12 protein-coding genes are annotated in these 13,152 nt (G+C 66.2%); 10 read left to right on the top strand and 2 right to left on the bottom strand.

Annotated features, from left to right (window positions below; translation table 11 throughout):
- Positions 1–117: 117 nt before the first annotated feature.
- Entirely contained in the window at positions 118–1,122 is a 1,005-nt protein-coding gene (locus AC1DTW_RS06715) for a porin (protein WP_477980261.1), read from the bottom strand.
- Between the two features lie 374 nt (positions 1,123–1,496).
- On the opposite strand from AC1DTW_RS06715, the gene AC1DTW_RS06710 reads away from it, so the two are divergent.
- From AC1DTW_RS06710 to AC1DTW_RS06685, 6 genes are all read left to right on the top strand, one after another.
- On the top strand, positions 1,497–2,555 hold the full coding sequence (locus tag AC1DTW_RS06710) for a LacI family DNA-binding transcriptional regulator (protein WP_477980260.1): 1,059 nt from the start codon (positions 1,497–1,499) through the stop codon (positions 2,553–2,555).
- An 8-nt stretch (positions 2,556–2,563) separates the two neighbouring features.
- Positions 2,564–3,556, top strand: coding sequence for a fumarylacetoacetate hydrolase family protein (locus tag AC1DTW_RS06705; RefSeq protein ID WP_477980259.1), 993 nt, complete (start codon positions 2,564–2,566; stop codon positions 3,554–3,556).
- A gap of 11 nt (positions 3,557–3,567) precedes the next feature.
- Positions 3,568–4,536 carry a C-terminal binding protein gene (locus AC1DTW_RS06700; protein WP_477980258.1) on the top strand — a complete coding sequence of 323 codons (969 nt, stop codon included), beginning with the start codon at positions 3,568–3,570 and terminating at the stop codon, positions 4,534–4,536.
- A 31-nt stretch (positions 4,537–4,567) separates the two neighbouring features.
- Positions 4,568–5,587: a phosphotransferase family protein gene (locus AC1DTW_RS06695; RefSeq protein WP_477980257.1), complete on the top strand. Its 1,020-nt coding sequence runs from the start codon at positions 4,568–4,570 to the stop codon at positions 5,585–5,587.
- 50 nt (positions 5,588–5,637) lie between these two features.
- Positions 5,638–6,468, top strand: coding sequence for a transporter substrate-binding domain-containing protein (locus AC1DTW_RS06690; RefSeq protein WP_477980256.1), 831 nt, complete (start codon positions 5,638–5,640; stop codon positions 6,466–6,468).
- A gap of 130 nt (positions 6,469–6,598) precedes the next feature.
- On the top strand, positions 6,599–7,711 hold the full coding sequence (locus AC1DTW_RS06685) for a patatin-like phospholipase family protein (protein WP_477980255.1): 1,113 nt from the start codon (positions 6,599–6,601) through the stop codon (positions 7,709–7,711).
- A 153-nt stretch (positions 7,712–7,864) separates the two neighbouring features.
- On the opposite strand, the gene AC1DTW_RS06680 is transcribed toward AC1DTW_RS06685, so the two are convergent.
- Entirely contained in the window at positions 7,865–8,812 is a 948-nt protein-coding gene (locus AC1DTW_RS06680; RefSeq protein ID WP_477980254.1) for a LysR family transcriptional regulator, read from the bottom strand.
- 106 nt (positions 8,813–8,918) lie between these two features.
- Between AC1DTW_RS06680 and AC1DTW_RS06675 the strand changes: the two genes are divergently transcribed.
- The 4 genes from AC1DTW_RS06675 to AC1DTW_RS06660 form a co-directional block, all read left to right on the top strand.
- Positions 8,919–10,106, top strand: a complete 1,188-nt coding sequence (locus tag AC1DTW_RS06675; RefSeq protein ID WP_477980253.1) for an acyl-CoA dehydrogenase — start codon at positions 8,919–8,921, stop codon at positions 10,104–10,106.
- A gap of 5 nt (positions 10,107–10,111) precedes the next feature.
- Complete coding sequence (locus tag AC1DTW_RS06670; RefSeq protein ID WP_477980252.1) at positions 10,112–11,350, top strand: CaiB/BaiF CoA transferase family protein; 1,239 nt, start codon at positions 10,112–10,114, stop codon at positions 11,348–11,350.
- A gap of 27 nt (positions 11,351–11,377) precedes the next feature.
- Positions 11,378–12,808, top strand: a complete 1,431-nt coding sequence (locus AC1DTW_RS06665) for an aldehyde dehydrogenase family protein (protein WP_477980251.1) — start codon at positions 11,378–11,380, stop codon at positions 12,806–12,808.
- A gap of 11 nt (positions 12,809–12,819) precedes the next feature.
- On the top strand, positions 12,820–13,152 hold a 333-nt coding region (locus AC1DTW_RS06660), incomplete at its 3' end, for an electron transfer flavoprotein subunit beta/FixA family protein (protein ID WP_477980250.1).

Below are 13,152 nucleotides of genomic sequence, written 5' to 3'. Positions count from 1 at the left end.
GTTTTGCGCAGTTGGCTCGGGTTGACCGAGTCCGAGACTCGCCGCATTGGGGGCGACCGGCATTGGCTGGCGCCGTCGGCATCCAGGGTGCGAATGCCGACGGTCCGCAGACTCGGTTCAGAAGAAGTGACGCACCCCGACCTCGTAGCCCCGCGACGACTTGCCCGCCGCGGCCGCAGGAGGGGTGCTGACGGCAAAGGCTGCGGCGCCGTCGTTCTTGATCGCGGAGTACGTGCCGTAGAGCGCGGTGCGCTTGGACAAGTTGTAGACGTAGCCCAACGCGATCTGACGCGCATCGTTGCCGTCGGTGCCGGCGCCCGACGCATCGGTACGCTGGTAGCTGGCTTTCAGCTCGGCTACGCCGAAGGGCACGATCACGCCAACTTCCCAGTTGGTCTGCTTCTTGGCTGCGTACTTCGCCACATTCGCCAGCGCCATCGCGGTGGCGACGCCGAAGTTGTAGGACACGCCGGCGTTCATCACCTTGAACTCGTCGGACGTCGCGGTCTTCGTGGTGGCGTACGCGGCGGCCACGTTCAGCGGTCCCTGCTGGTAGCCGAGCCGGCCAGCCTTGTAAGCGTTGCCCGGAACGCCTTCACCGGCTGCGACCTCGAGTTGGCCGTAGAAGCCGCCCAGATTGGATGGCAGGTAGTAGCTGATGGCGTTGTCGGCACGAATCAACGTGGCCGCACCGCTGCCGAGGCCGGAGGCCAGATTGAAGCCTGAACCGACGCCGCATGTGCCGAACGGATCGAAGATCGACAGATTCCAGAACGATGCGTCGAGGTCCCGCCCGATTCGCAGTTCACCGAAGGGGCCATACAGACTCACCGTCGAACGGCGGTGCCAGAACTTGCCGGAGGCACTGATGGTGCCCGTGTCGGGGTTGACGGCGCTTTCGAGCCATGCGCCGGCGCGGAACCCTCCACCGAGGTCTTCCTCTGCCCTGAATCCAAGACGGGAATTGTTCAGCCCGTCGGTCCCGAGTTGCCGCACGGTGTTGCCGCCCGTGGTGACCGAGCGGGCACTGGCGTCCAGGGTGCCGAAGATCGTGACCGACTGGGCCTGTGCACCGGCCGCCGACGTCGCGAGTACCGCGGCCGCCCAAATTTTGCTGTTCATGTTGTCTCCAATGGTGAGTTGTTCAGTCACTGTTCCGGTTGGGGCCGGTGACTGCGGAAATTCAAGGCAAACGATCCCCCTTGGCGCGTCCGACGCGACGGCCACGAGCAGTTCTCGCTGCGCCCGGGAGGCGCTGCGCAAGGAGCGGGCGCTCCGGGGTTACGAAGGGAAGAGGGGCACGCCGAGCGCTCGCAGACGCATCCACGGTTGCCCGAATCGGAAACCGCTGTCAGCGGGGGTCTGGTGCGCGTTCAAGATTTGTGCTATCGTTAGCACAACTTTATAGATCGACCTCGCGAATGTCAGTACAGAGTAACCCTGTGGCTCATCAGAGCGTCATGCTATCGTTAGAGCAAATCTCTCGAAGGATGGTCATGGTGACGATCAAAGACATTGCCGCACGACTGGGCGTTTCGGCTTCTACGGTGGGGCGCGCGCTGGCCGACGATTCGCGGATCAGTGGCGCAATGAAGCAGAAGGTGCAGGAGGTGGCCGACGAGATCGGCTACGTCGCGAACCGTGCTGCACGGATGATGCGAGGCGTCTCCAGCAATCTGGTCGGGCTCGTCGTGCCCGATATTCGCAACAGCTTCTACTCCACCATCGCCCACGCTCTGTCGAAGTGCCTCGAGCAGGACGGATTCCAGCTGACGCTGTCGGAAACCGACGATGACCGCGCCGTGGAGCTTCGCCACGTGCGCGAGCTGGTCAGCGCGAACGTTGTCGGGATGATCCTGGTACCCAGCGCAAAGCCGTTGCCGGAGACAGTGCGCCTGCTCAAGGCGATGCCTCACGTTCAGCTGCTGCGCCAGCATGCCGTGCTGGGCGAGCAGTGGTTCGGCATCGACGATCCCAAGGCGCTGGCTCTGGCGGTCGGACACCTCCTTGAACTGGGCCATCGACGCATCGCGTACGTGGGCCCGTCGACCGATCTGCCTACCGGAGCGGCTCGCATTCAGGGTTACCGCGAAGCGCTTGCGTCCGCCAAGGCATGGGACGGGGCGCTCGAGGTTTGCGGCTCGCCGTCGGCAACCGACTTCGGACGTGATGCGCTGCGCCGCCTGCTCGCATTGGCGAAACCGCCCACCGCGCTGGTGCTCGGTGCGGTTCAGCACACGCACAGCGTGCTCGACGAGTGCATCACGCGCGGCATTCGCGTTCCCGACGAACTCTCGGTCGTCGGCTTCGGCGACGAGCCGGGTTTTCGGTGGTGGGGGCCGGGGCTCACGACGATCGGCCTGCCGGTATCCGAGCTTGCGACAGCGTGTGGCCTGTGGTTCTTGCATCAGCTGCGCCAGCGACCGACCACGTTGCCCAACTACACATCGATGTCGTCTCCAACCCTGGTGGTCCGCGGAAGTACCCGGGCGCAAGTGCCGGTGGCGACGAGTGCGGCGCCGAAGCGGGTGCGCGCAAGGTCCGCGACGGCCTGACACGAATCATGAGTCCCGTGCTGTTGAACGTCTCGGTTGCCGGCTGCCGTCCTTTCCCGGCGTGGCTGCACGATGGCAGGGTGCTGGCGCTTGCATGGTGGGACGTTGCCGAACTTCGTGAGATCGAGAGCACCGAACAGCTGGTGAAGCGCTGGCAGTACGTCGTACCGGCATTGCGCGAGGTCACCGAGTCGCCCGACACGGCTGCCTTCATCGCGGCACATGGCGTGGCACTCGATGCCTGCCGAGTCCATGCGCCGGTCGTTCCGCGCCAGGTGTACTGCACGATCGGGAACTACCGTGCGCAGGTGATCGAAGCCGCGGCCGACGCCGAGGACGGACCCTCGGGGCCACGGGCCGCGGCGCGCCGGGAAGCAGCCGGGGCGGCGCTCGACCGCCGGCACAAAGAAGGCGTGCCGTACATCTGCGTCAAGCCCACATCAAGTGTTGCGGACCCGTTCGCCGAACTGGTTGTGTCGCCGGTCCTGCCGACCCTGGATTGGGAGGTGGAGGTCGGCGTGATGATCGGCCGTGCGGCTTGGCAGGTCGACGCCGAGCGTGCCCTCGAACATGTCGCCGGCTATTGCGTCGTCAATGATCTGACCTTGCGCGAGCGCGTGTTCCGCGCCGATCCGCCGCTGCTGGGCACCGATTGGCTCCAATCCAAGGGCGGGCCCGGCTGGCTACCGGTGGGTCCTTGGTTCGTGCCCGCCTGGAACATCGAGGATCCAGGTTCGCTGCGTCCATGGCTGCGGCTGAACGGCGCAGCGATGCAGCAGGGCTGTGCAAGCGACATGGTCTTCGGGATCGCCGAGCAGATCTCCTATCTCTCGCAGCACACCCGGCTCGAGCCCGGCGACTTGCTGTGCACTGGATCGCCGGCCGGCTTCGGCAGTCATCACCGCCGTTTCCTTCGCGCCGGCGACGTTGTCGAGGCCGGCGTCGATGGGCTCGGCAGTCAAAGGATTCGTTGCGTCGACGAAGGCGTTCCACTCCACTGAACTCGGACAACATGATCGATACCGTTCTGCTCACTGACTATGCCTGGCCCGACGACTCGATCGAGAGGGAGGTTGTCGAAGCCGCAGGCATGCGACTGGTCGCCGGACCCGCGGCGCCGTCGGCGGCCAAACACATCGAGGAGCTCGTCGCCGCTCATCAGCCCGCCGGCATCATGACCTGTTGGGCCGAGGTGTCCGCCGCTGCCATTGCGGCGAGCAAGCCGCTCAGGATCGTGGCCAGGCTCGGTGTCGGTCTGGACAACATCGCGGTGCCGGCCGCGACGGCTCGCGGGGTGTGGGTCACGAACGTGCCGGACTATTGCGTCGACGAAGTGTCCGATCACGCCATCGGCTTCGCCCTCGCCTGGACCCGCGGGCTGGTCCACTTCGACCGCGAAGTGCGCGCGGGCCGGTGGGCGCCGGCAAGCGCCAAACTGCGGCGCCTTGCCGCGCTGACCTGCGGCATCGTCGGCTTCGGTCGCATCGGGCGCGCGACGGCTCGCAAGCTGACTGCGTTCGGTTGCCGCCTGCTCGCACACGACCCCAACCTCAGCGGCGAAGTGGCGGGCGTTCCGTGCGTCGACCTGCGCACGCTGCTGTCGCAAAGCGACATCGTCATCGTGCATGCGCCGCTCCTGGCTGCCACGCACCACCTGATCAATCGTGCGAGCCTGGCGCTCATGCCGAAGGGCGGATTGCTGATCAACGTCAGTCGAGGCGGCGTGGTCGACACCGATGCAGTCATCGAGGCGCTGCAGAGCGGGCAACTCTCGGCGGCGGCGCTCGACGTTCTGGAGTCGGAGCCGAATGTTCCCTCGGCGCTGCTGGCGCAGCCGGGCGCGATGCTGACGCCGCACGTCGCGTTCTCGTCCGACGCCTCGCTCGCGGAGTTGCGCCGCCGCGCAGCAGAGGAAGTCGTCCGGGTACTGCAAGGCCGCCCGCCCGAGGAACCCCGCAACGTGCCTGTGATGCAGCCGTGAGACGACAAGCCCACGAGATTGCGAGAGAGACATGACGACCGAATCGAGCTGCCCCGATCCCTCACTCGACATGTTTCTCGTCGAGAAGTTGCTGATCTCACCGGGCGAGCAGGCTTGTTGGCAACCGTTGTCCGGCGGCGTGTCGTCCGACATCTGGCAAGTCGACCTTGCGGGGCGTTCGCTTTGCGTCAAGCGCGCCCTGGCCCAATTGAAGGTCGCCGCCGAATGGAAAGCGCCACCTTCGCGCAACGCGTACGAGTGGGCTTGGCTGAAGTTCGCCGCACGGCACTGCCCGGCCAACGTGCCCGAGCCGCTCGCCCACGACGAGAAGGTCGGCCTGTTCGCGATGTCTTTCCTGGATCCTCGACGCTATCCGGTCTGGAAGGCGCAACTCATGGACGGCCTGGTGGTTCCCGACACCGCACGTGCCGTCGGCGAGGTGCTGGGGCGCCTGCACGCCGCGAGCGCGAGAAGTCCGGAAGTCGCTTCGCAGTTCGAGACCATCGACAACTTCTACGCGCTGCGGCTCGAACCCTACCTTGTCGCCACGGCGAATCGCCATCCTGAAGTTGGATCGGAACTGATCAAGCTGGTAGCCCGGACTGCCGGGACCCAGCGGGCACTGGTGCATGGCGACGTCAGCCCAAAGAACATATTGGTCGGTCCGTTCGGCCCGGTCTTTCTCGACGCGGAGTGCGCCTGGTACGGCGACCCCGCCTTCGATTTGGCTTTCTGCCTCAATCATCTGCTGCTCAAGTGCCTCGTCCTGCCTGCTCAGCGGGAAATGCTTCTCGCGTCGTTCCAGTCGATGCGGACAAGCTACCTTTCGCAGGTTGATTGGGAGCCGCAACCGGCGCTGGAGCTGCGCGCGGCGCAGCTGTTGCCTGCCTTGCTTCTGGCCCGCGTCGACGGGAAGTCTCCGGTCGAATACCTTGCGCACGAAACACATCGGGCGCTTGTCCGCACTGTCGCCGTTCCCCTGCTCAAGACTCCCGCGGCGAGGCTCTCGGATGTGATGGAGGCGTGGGCATGCGCGCTGACGACCGGGTAGCGGACGGAGCCGCTCGAACCGTGACCGTACGCGCATGGGGAACCGTCCTGATGCTGTTGACGCTGCTGGCGAGACCTGCCGTCATGGCCGCTGAACCGATCCTCGCGCCGACAGGCACGCTGCGAGCCGCATACATCGTCGCCAACCTCGCTCAGGCGCGGCGCGATCCGGCGACCGGCGTCGTCTCGGGCGTGGTCGCCGACATCACGCGCGAGTTGGGTCGCCGAGCGGGCGTCCCGGTGACGATATCGCCCCTTCCCACTGCGGCCGATGTGCTGGAGGCGGTGCGAAGCGGGTCGGCAGACATCGGATTCGTCGCCCCGAATCCGCAGCGAAAGGGCGTGGTGCTGTACTCCCAGACCTACATGCTGGTGCAGCAGAGTGCGCTGGTGCGCGCCGACTCCGATCTGCAGTCCGTCCGGGACATGGATCGCCCCGGACAGGTGATCGGTGTGAACACCGACGACAGCGTGGGCGTGTGGCTTCAGGAGCGGCTGACCGCGGCACGCGTTCGTGCAACGCCCGACTACACGCTGCAAGAGGCCGTCCAGTGGCTCAAGGATGGAACGGTGATCGCCTTCGCCGGCAATCGACAGCGACTGGCAGCGAACATCCGAGACGTGACGGGACTCCGGCTGCTGCCCGACAACCTCTATGGTGTGCCGCAAACCATCGCAGTACCTCTGGACCGCGGTGATCGGCTGAAGTGGATCGACGCGGCGCTGGACGACCTGCGCGCGGCCGGCTTCCTTGCGGACTCGGTGTCACGCAGCGGCGTGGATGGGCTCGACGTTGCACCGACCGAGCCGCGCGCGATCGACGGTGCGACGAGGCAGGCTCAGCACAGCGCTCCGCAAATGACCGGCGCAGGCGGGCAGTGAAGAGGCTCCCGAGCGGCAGGCATAACCCCGGGCGGACTAGGGTAAACCCGTAGTAAGCGCTTAAGATTGCTGCAGTGCACAACAGGCTCGCTCAGAGCTGGTCGATGTGCTGCAACCAAGGATCCAATGCATGGCCACACGTACCAAAGCAACGAGCCTTCTTCACGCGACCCCACTTGCCGTCCCGAAGTCCGACACGTTTCCCGCAGCGGATCCCGCAAACGACGCCTCTGCAAGTCCCTCGCGTCGCCTGAACCTTGCATTGCAAGGGGGTGGCGCACACGGCGCATTCACGTGGGGCGTGTTGGACAGACTACTGGACGACGCGGACCTGCAGTTCGAAGGTCTGAGCGGCAGCAGCGCCGGCGCAATGAACGCAGTGGTGTTGGCCGATGGCTGGCTCAAGGGAGGGCGCTCCGGCGCCCGCAATGCACTGGCCGGCTTTTGGGCCGAGATCGCGAAGCTGATGCCGCCCGGCATGGTTGTACAGGGCGCAGGTGAATCGATCCACCTGTCGGCGGCGAGCAAGCTCTTCGCGAGTTGGGCGGGTCACTTCTCTCCTGCGCAGCTCAACCCGTTGGAGCTGAACCCGTTGCGCGATCTGCTGGTGCGACTCGTCAACTTCGCGGAGTTGCGCGCGCGCAGCCCGTTCAAGTTGTTCGTCGCGGCCACACAGGCCAGCACAGGAAGGCTGCGCATCTTTCGCGAGCATGAACTGACGGTCGACATGGTCATGGCATCAGCGTGTCTACCGAAGATTCATCACCCCGTCGACATCGACGGCGTGCCTTACTGGGATGGCGGCTACTCCGCGAACCCTGCGGTCTTTCCTCTGTTCTACGAATGCGACGCGCAAGACGTGCTGCTCGTGCTGTTGAACCCGCTGCAGCGCAACGATGCGCCGCGGACAGTCAAGGAAATCGACGAGCGCATTACCGAGTTGTCGTTCAACGCAACCTTCATGCGCGAGATGCAGACCTTCGCCCGCGCGGCCGAGTTCTCCGACCACTCCCCCAGCACGAACGGTGAGCTCGAGTTGAAGTTGCGCTCGATGCGATTTCACATGATCGACGTGCGACGCCTCGCAAGCCTGGAGCGCACCGAGACCAAGGCACTCGCACATGCACCGTTCCTCGAGATGCTCTGGGGCCAGGGGCGCAGGCGTGCAGCGAGCTGGCTCCGAAAACACGCGGCCGACGTTGGCAAACGATCGTCGATCGATCTGCAGAAGTGGTTCCGCTAGCTGCGGCGAACCCTCGACGCACGGCGGCGCTTCCACTTCAGCCCGGCGGCGAAATCGACTGCAAGACGTCACTGAAAACGCCGCACCGCATTGAGCCGGGAGCGCCATCGAGGTGCTTGACCTTGCATGCGGAGACGGGCATCTGTGCCGCCATCAACCGCGATCGAAGGACCCGTCGCGACCAAGCTCGGTCGGTCCGCGCTGGTCGTCGCGGTAACTGCGAACCTGCACCTGCAGCCAGGCGCCAAAGGCCTTGAGGGCGGCGCCGCCGGCCTTGTGTTCAGGAGAGATCAGGTGATAACCGCGGTCACTGCGCATCGGCTGTTTGCTCACCGTGACCAGCAGCCCGCGTGCCAGTTCGTCCTCCACCAGAAAGGGTGGTACCAGTGCGACGCCGATGCCATGGATCGCCGCCTCGGTCAGCATCGAGAACAACTCCAGCCGCGGGCCGATCATGTCGCCGTCGACGTGCAAGCCTTGAGCCGCGAACCACTGGCGCCACGCATAGGGCCTGGTGCTTTGCTGAAGCAGCGTCTGACGCGGCCAATCGCTGCGTGTGAAGGGTCGTCGTGCGCTTGCCAGTTTCGGGCTGCACACGGCGACCAGATATTCGGGCATCAGAAACACGCTCTCGGTGCCGGGCCATGCACCATCTCCTGCGTGGATGGCGGCATCGAAAGGCGTGTCGTCGAACATGAAAGGCCGGGTGCGCGCCGTCAGGTTCACCTGGATGCCAGGGTGTTGCTGCGTGAACGCGGGCAGCCGCGGCAACAGCCACTTGGTGGCAAAGGTTGGCACCACGCCGAGCTCCAGCGTCCCGCCAGGCGTGCCGCGCGACATCAGATCCAACGCGTCGCGCTCGACCTCGTCCAGGCGCGACCGGACCAGGCGGCTGTAGCCCACCCCGGCCTCGGTCAGCGCCACGCCGCGCCGGCTGCGCTGGAACAAGCGCACGCCCAGAAAGTCTTCGAGCGAAGCGATCTGCCGACACACGGCGCTCTGCGTGACGGCCAGTTCGTCGGCGGCCTTCGTGTAGCTCTGATGGCGCGCCGCGGCCTCGAAGACAGCGAGCGCGGCGGTCGAAGGGATCTTGCGGCGCATGGCTGTATTGTGCATTTCACGCACAAGTCTGTGCAAACAAATCGGTTGTGATGGATCGTTCTCGTTCGTAGAGTGCGCAGCATCCGATACGACTCCATCTGCACCCATGACTTCCGATCACAAGAAGGCCTCCTTCCACTGGGACGACCCGCTGCTGCTCGACCTGCAGCTCAGCGACGACGAACGCGCGGTGCGCGATGCGGCGGCCGCGTACTGCCAGGAGCGCCTCGCGCCGCGCGTGACGATGGCCTTCCGCGACGGCACGACCGATCCGGCGATCTTCCGCGAGATGGGCGAGCTCGGCCTGCTTGGCGCGACGATCCCCGAGGCCTACGGCGGCGCGGCGCTGAACTACGTCTGCTACGGCCTCGTCGCGCGCGAGGTCGAGCGGGTCGACTCCGGCTACCGCTCGATGATGAGCGTGCAGAGCTCGCTGGTGATGGTGCCGATCAACGAGTTCGGCACCGAGGCGCAGAAGCAGAAGTACCTGCCGAAGCTGGCGCGCGGCGAGTGGATCGGCTGCTTCGGCCTGACCGAGCCCGACCACGGCTCCGACCCGGGCAGCATGGTCACGCGCGCGAAGAAGGTGCCGGGCGGCTACGCGCTCAGCGGCGCGAAGATGTGGATCACGAACTCGCCGATCGCCGACGTATTCGTCGTCTGGGCCAAGGACGACGAAGGCGCGATCCGCGGCTTCATCCTCGACAAGGGCGCGAAGGGCCTCTCGGCGCCGGCGATCCACAGCAAGGTCGGGCTGCGCGCCAGCATCACCGGCGAGATCGTGATGGACAACGTGTTCTGCCCCGAGGAGAACGCCTTTCCCGAGGTGCGCGGCCTGAAGGGCCCGTTCACCTGCCTGAACAGCGCGCGCTACGGTATCGCCTGGGGCGCGCTCGGCGCGGCCGAGGACTGCTTCCACAAGGCTCGCCAGTACACGATGGACCGCAAGCAGTTCGGCAAGCCGCTCGCCGCGAACCAGCTGGTGCAGAAGAAGCTCGCCGACATGCAGACCGAGATCACGCTCGGCCTGCAAGGCTGCCTGCGCCTCGGGCGGATGAAGGACGAGGGCACCGCCTCGGTCGAGATCACGTCGATCATGAAGCGCAACTCCTGCGGCAAGAGTCTGGACATCGCCCGCGTCGCGCGCGACATGCTCGGCGGCAACGGCATCAGCGACGAGTTCGGCATCGCGCGGCACCTGGTGAACCTCGAGGTGGTCAACACCTACGAAGGCACGCACGACGTGCATGCGCTGATCCTCGGGCGGGCGATCACCGGCATCGCGGCGTTCTGACCACCATGACGGCACTCCCTGCTGCCGGGGCCCTGGCCGGGCTGCGTGTGCTCGACCTGTCTCGGGTGCTGGCCGGCCCGTGGGCGGGTCAGCTGCTCGCGGACCTGGGCGCCGACGTCGTCAAAGTCGAACGCCCTGGCCAAGGTGATGACACCCGCGCCTGGGGCCCGCCGTGGCTGGATGACGGCGAAGGTCGCGCCACCAGCGAGGCCGCCTACTACCTCAGTGCCAACCGCAACAAGCGATCGATCACCGTCGACCTCTCGCAGCCCGAAGGCCAGCGCCTGGTGCGCGAGCTGGCGGCGCAGGCCGACATCGTGATCGAGAACTTCAAGGTCGGCGGCCTCGAACAATACGGCCTCGACCACGCCAGCCTGCGCGCTCGGAACCCGCGACTGATCTACTGCTCGATCACCGGCTTCGGCCAGACCGGCCCGTATGCGCCGCGCGCGGGCTACGACTTCCTGATCCAGGGCATGGGCGGCCTGATGAGTCTGACCGGGCGTTCCGACAACGAAGCCGGTGCAGGTCCGATGAAGGTGGGCGTGGCACTTACCGATGTGATGACCGGCCTGTATGCCACGGTGGCCGTGCTGGCCGCGCTGAGCCACCGCGAGCGCACGGGCGAGGGCCAGCACATCGACATGGCGCTGCTGGACGTGCAGGTCGCCTGCCTCGCGAACCAGGCCAGCAACTACCTGGTGGGCGGCACGGTGCCGCGTCGCATGGGCAACGCGCACCCGAACATCGTGCCGTACCAGGAGTTCCCCACCGCCGATGGCTACATGATCATTGCGGTGGGCAACGATGGCCAGTTCGGCAAGCTTTGCGCCACGCTCGGCCATGCCGAGTGGGCCAGGGACGAACGCTTCACGACCAACCCGCAGCGCGTGAAGCACCGTGCGGAGCTGATCGACCTGCTGCGTGAGGTCGCGATGACGCGCAACACGGCCGATTGGGTGGCAGCGATGGAAGGCGCGGGCGTGCCCTGCGGTCCGATCAACGCCCTTGACCGCGTTTTCGACGACCCGCAGGTGCAAGCGCGTGGCCTGCGCATCGAGATGCCGCACCCACTGGCCGGGACGGTGCCGCTGGTGGCCAACCCGATCCGCCTGTCCGGCACGCCGGTGCAATACCGCCGCGCGCCGCCGACGCTCGGCCAGCACACCGACGAGGTGTTGGCGCAGTGGTTGCAACTCGACGCAGCAGCGCTGGCCGCGCTGAAGCACGATCAGATCCTCTAACAACCGCCTGACAAGGAGCAGTTCAACATGCGCCACAACTACATCGGCGGTGAATGGGTCGCCGGCATCTCATCGCGACCGAACCTGAACCCGTCGGACTTGTCCGACGTCATCGACCACTACGCGCAGGGCGACGAGCAGCAGACGCTCTGCGCCATCGCCGCCGCCAAGGCGGCGCTGCCGGGTTGGGCCAGCGGCGGAATCCAACCCCGGGCCGACGCCTTGGAGAAGGTGGCCACCGAGCTCCTTGCGCGCCGCGAAGAGCTGGGCAACCTGCTCGCCCGTGAAGAAGGCAAGACCCTGCCCGAGGCCGTCGCCGAGGTCAACCGGGCCGGCCAGATCTTTCGCTTCTTCGCCGGCGAGGTGCTGCGCGCCAGCGGCGAGAAGCTCGCATCGGTGCGCCCGGGCATCGAGGTGGAGATCACGCGCGAGCCGGTGGGAGTCGTCGGGTTGATCACGCCCTGGAACTTCCCCATCGCGATCCCCGCGTGGAAGATCGCACCGGCGCTGGCCCACGGAAACTGCGTCGTCTTCAAGCCGGCCGACTTGGTACCTGGCTCGGCCTGGGCGCTCTCGGAGATCATCGGCCGCGCCGGCTTTCCGCCCGGCGTGTTCAACCTCGTGATGGGCCCGGGCAGCCGCGTGGGCCAGACGCTGATCGACAGTCCGGACGTCGATGCCATCAGCTTCACCGGTTCGGTGTCCACGGGCACGCGCGTGATGGCCGGCGCAGGCCAGCGCTTTGCCAAGCTGCAGCTCGAGATGGGTGGCAAGAATCCGATGGTCGTGCTCGACGATGCCGACCTGTCCGTGGCAGTGGACTGCGCGCTGCAGGCGGCCTTCTTTTCCACCGGCCAGCGCTGCACTGCGACCAGCAGGTTGATCGTCCAGAAGGGCATCCTGCCGCGCTTTGTCGACGCGCTGAAGGAGCGCATGAACGCGCTGGTGGTCGATGACGCGCGCCGGCCCGGCACGCAGATCGGCCCGGTGGCCGATGCGAGCCAGTTGCAGACCGACCTCGACTACATCGCGCTCGGCGTGCACGAAGGCGCCAGGCTGGCGTGCGGCGGGCGCCGTGTGCAGCGCACCACCGAAGGCTACTTCCTCGAACCGGCGCTGTTTGTCGATGCTGAGGCCGGCATGCGCGTGGCGCGCGAAGAGATCTTCGGCCCGGTGGCCTGCGTCATCGCAGCCGACGACTACGAGCACGCGCTGACGCTGTCCAACGACACGCCGTTCGGGCTCACGTCGGGCATCTGCACCACATCGCTGAAGCACGCCACGCACTACAAGCGCCACTCGGCCTCGGGCATGGTGATGGTCAATGTGCCCACCGCGGGCGTCGACTACCACGTGCCGTTCGGCGGCCGCAAGGCGTCGAGTTACGGCCCACGCGAACAAGGCCGCTATGCCGCCGAGTTCTTCACCACTGTGAAGACGGCCTACACGGCCGCGTGAGGAGTTCAAAGATGAAAGTTCTTGTCCCGGTGAAGCGGGTGGTCGACTACAACGTGAAGGTTCGCGTGAAGTCCGATGGCACTGGTGTCGACATTGCCAACGTCAAGATGAGCATGAACCCGTTCGACGAGATCGCCGTCGAAGAGGCCGTGCGGCTGAAAGAGAAGGGCATCGTGACCGAGGTGATCGCCGTCTCGTGCGGCGTCACGCAATGCCAGGAGACGCTGCGCACCGCGATGGCGATCGGCGCCGACCGCGCGATCCTGGTCGAGACTGCCGACGAGCTGCAGCCGCTCGCAGTTGCCAAACTGCTGAAGGCGCTCGTCGACAAGGAGCAGCCGGGC

The sequence above is a fragment of the Rhizobacter sp. P5_A1 genome, from assembly GCF_056400745.1.
This window is presented reverse-complemented; position numbering and strand designations above follow the sequence as displayed.

What these genes read in the sequence shown, in the direction of transcription:
- AC1DTW_RS06675 (WP_477980253.1), top strand. Translation starts at nt 8,919, where the DNA reads ATGACTTCCGATCACAAGAAGGCCTCCTTCCACTGGGACGACCCGCTG.
- AC1DTW_RS06710 (WP_477980260.1), top strand. Translation starts at nt 1,497, where the DNA reads ATGGTGACGATCAAAGACATTGCCGCACGACTGGGCGTTTCGGCTTCT.
- AC1DTW_RS06685 (WP_477980255.1), top strand. Translation starts at nt 6,599, where the DNA reads ATGGCCACACGTACCAAAGCAACGAGCCTTCTTCACGCGACCCCACTT.
- AC1DTW_RS06700 (WP_477980258.1), top strand. Translation starts at nt 3,568, where the DNA reads ATGATCGATACCGTTCTGCTCACTGACTATGCCTGGCCCGACGACTCG.
- AC1DTW_RS06690 (WP_477980256.1), top strand. Translation starts at nt 5,638, where the DNA reads ATGCTGTTGACGCTGCTGGCGAGACCTGCCGTCATGGCCGCTGAACCG.
- AC1DTW_RS06670 (WP_477980252.1), top strand. Translation starts at nt 10,112, where the DNA reads ATGACGGCACTCCCTGCTGCCGGGGCCCTGGCCGGGCTGCGTGTGCTC.
- AC1DTW_RS06715 (WP_477980261.1), bottom strand. Translation starts at nt 1,122, where the DNA reads ATGAACAGCAAAATTTGGGCGGCCGCGGTACTCGCGACGTCGGCGGCC.
- AC1DTW_RS06665 (WP_477980251.1), top strand. Translation starts at nt 11,378, where the DNA reads ATGCGCCACAACTACATCGGCGGTGAATGGGTCGCCGGCATCTCATCG.
- AC1DTW_RS06705 (WP_477980259.1), top strand. Translation starts at nt 2,564, where the DNA reads ATGAGTCCCGTGCTGTTGAACGTCTCGGTTGCCGGCTGCCGTCCTTTC.
- AC1DTW_RS06695 (WP_477980257.1), top strand. Translation starts at nt 4,568, where the DNA reads ATGACGACCGAATCGAGCTGCCCCGATCCCTCACTCGACATGTTTCTC.
- AC1DTW_RS06680 (WP_477980254.1), bottom strand. Translation starts at nt 8,812, where the DNA reads ATGCGCCGCAAGATCCCTTCGACCGCCGCGCTCGCTGTCTTCGAGGCC.